Below are 2,736 nucleotides of genomic sequence, written 5' to 3'. Positions count from 1 at the left end.
TGTCGTAGCGGTTCAGTTCCCTGATGCGCTGGGGCGGTTCGCCGGGGGCCAGTTCATCGACGAGTTCCTGCTCGGTGGCCTCATGCAGTCCCGGGGACAACTCGCTGGCCGGAATCGGCTGCGCCGGCCCGGCGCCACGGGCGACCTGCAGGATGACGCTGGCCGCGCCCGTGGGGGCGGCAAAGGCCACTTGCAGTTCGGCACTGGCGCCCTGGTCCAGCGTGATCCGGCAGGGCGTGGCGGCCGTACACAACTGGCCGTCGACCGTCAGCCGGACGCCGGGATTGGCGCTGAACCGGTAGTCGTCCCGGCGCGGGGCGGTGAAGAACCCCGACAAGCGGCCGCTCCAGGCTTGGCCGCGGCCGGACGGGTTGCTGGTCCAGCCGAGGATCATGACACTGGCAGTCTGTCCATTGATGACCGGGCCGATCGAGCGCTCGGCCGGGGTGCCGAGCTGACGGGCATTGTCGAAGGCGAAGAAGGCCAGTCCGGTCAGTGGCCGGCCGGGCTGATCAATCGGCTGTCCATCAGCATGGGTGGTGTCGTAGCGGGTCGTCGATACCGGCGCGCCGGAGGTGGTGGTCATGGGCAGACGGGATGGGCCAAAGGTCTGGTACGGCTGGCCCTGGGCGTCGTAGGTGGTCTGCGTCCGGGTTTGGTCGCAGAGACTGATCCGCCCGGTGGCATTGTCATCGTCATTGAAGCGGGTTTCGGTGCCACAGCCATCCGGGCCGATGACCCGGGTCCGGTCCATGGTCGCCAGCGTGGCCGTGGATTGCTCAACGAACGGCATGGCGATGCCGGTCTGTTCGGCGGTGAAGACCATGTCGCTGTCGCGCAGCTGATAGCGGTAGGTCTGGGTGGTGCGGGTGTTCTGCGCCGGGGTCTGGGTGGCGGCCGGTACCAGCGGCGCGGGTGAGATGACGCGCAGGACCCGGCCGCGGTCGTCGTACTCGATGGTGGTCTGGGCCCGCACGTCGCCGGCCTCGAGCCCGGGGATGGCGCGGGCGGCAATGGCGGCGGCGGCCAGCGGTTGACGCAGGGCGATGATCCGCGCTGACGCATCCCAGCCAAGGTCGCTGACCTCGGCATCCTGACCGGCGCCGGCGAAGGCGGTGATGCGCCCGATCTGGGGCCCGGCGGCAGTGCGGACATAGCTGAGGGTGGTCTTGGCGCCCGACCAGTCGGTGACCGCGCAGAGCTTGCCGGCCGGGGGGGCAATGAAGCCGGGCCGGGGGGCGCGGCAGGCGCCGGCGCCGGCGTAGTGGAAGACGATCTTGCGCTGGCTCACCGGATCGGTGAGCTTCTCCAGCCGGCCGTTCGCGCCAAAGCCTTGCTGCAGCAGGGTCGAGCCCTCGGTCCAGGTGCGCTTCGGGTGCAGTACTTCGGCGCCGGTGCTGTCGCGCGCGCCGTGGGCCGGAAAGGTGGTGACGCCCTGGTTGACGTCGATCACCGTGTAGGTGCCATCATCGTTGCGGTAGAGATCGGCATAGGCGCCGCCTGACCAGGTGTGGTGCGGTCCGAGCCGCGGGGTGTAGGCCGCGCCCGTGGTCCGCGCATAACTGACCGTGAAGCCATCGGCCTGGGCCAGGGTCGCCAGGCCGCCGCCTTGGGCGAGGGTGAGCGTCTTCCAGCGGGCAGCGGCGCCGGCAGGGTTGAGGCTCCAGCCGGGGGGTAGCCCGGGCTCGGCCGGGTTGGTGGGCCGATGGGTAAGGGTGAAGCCGGCCGCGCCGGCCAGCGTGGCGACCCCGTGGGAGGCGATGCTGACCACCGGTTCGCCGGTGACCTCGGTGACGTTCATGCCGGCAAACGCGTGGACTTGCTGGGCGCCGGTCCGCTGCGGGTCGACGTGCAGGGGTCGCGGCGAGACCACGACGTTGCGGGGATTTGCCGCGTCGACGGCGGCCATCTGGTAGGTGGTCTGAGGACGGAGCACGTTGGGCGGCACCGCACAGCGGGCCGTCTGGTTGACGATGGGCACGTCCGGCGATTGCCAGAGCAGGACGCCGCGGTCATCGGCAGTGAGGATCTGGCAGCGGACCCGACGGCCATTGGCGTCCGCGCTGACCTGCAGGGTCGGCTCGGTGGAGGTGGCCACGCCATTCGCCGTCATCTCCACCACATCGCCCTGCAGCGGCGCAAAGCGCGCGCCGGTGGCGGCGGACCCCACCAGCGGCGGCAAGGCCTGGGCATCCCAGCCCGCCGCCATCACCACCGTCGACCCCAGGCCGATGACGCCGGCCAGGAGCGGTGACACCAGCGCAACCCCGCGGGCCCGCGCCCACCATGGCAGCAACTTCCGGCAACAGACGTCAGGTCGTTCGTTCATGATGGCAGGCCTTCGGGAAGAGTGAGGGGCAATCCAGATGAGGGCCCGTGTTGGACAGGGTCCCGGTTGCCCGGGACCGGCGTGTGTCAGGGGTCATCATCGCTGCGGCCCCATGACGAGCCGCTCATACCGCCGGACCGAGGTCAGGCTGAGGGGCGAACCAGCAGGTAGATAATGGTTTTGCCTTCGTTGCGGCTGATGTTGGGGACCGCGCAGAAGGCTACCGGAAAACTGCCGCTGACGGTGCAGGTGCTGCCGTTGTCCTTCCCGTTCGCCCCGAGTCGCAAGTTGACGGTAACTAGATTGCCGGTGTAGACATTACGCAGGGTCCCGTCAATGGTCGTATCGACGTATCTATAAGTCAGAATCGCCGCGGTGTTCTCAGCGACCGGACGATACGTACCGTA

At 69.3% G+C, this 2,736-nt stretch carries 2 protein-coding genes; both read right to left on the bottom strand.

Annotated features, from left to right (window positions below; all coding sequences use genetic code 11):
- A partial coding sequence (locus ADBZ5U_RS15620) for a hypothetical protein (RefSeq protein ID WP_526811718.1) occupies positions 1-2,215 on the bottom strand: 2,215 nt, incomplete at its 3' end.
- Between the two features lie 257 nt (positions 2,216-2,472).
- The coding region (locus ADBZ5U_RS15615; protein ID WP_526811716.1) for a hypothetical protein at positions 2,473-2,736 on the bottom strand (264 nt) is incomplete at its 5' end.

The sequence above is a fragment of the Mycobacterium sp. genome, from assembly GCF_040398885.1.
Lineage (GTDB): Bacteria > Actinomycetota > Actinomycetes > Mycobacteriales > Mycobacteriaceae > Mycobacterium.
The sequence above is the reverse complement of the archived record's forward strand: the minus strand, read 5'-3'. Positions and strand labels throughout refer to the sequence as shown.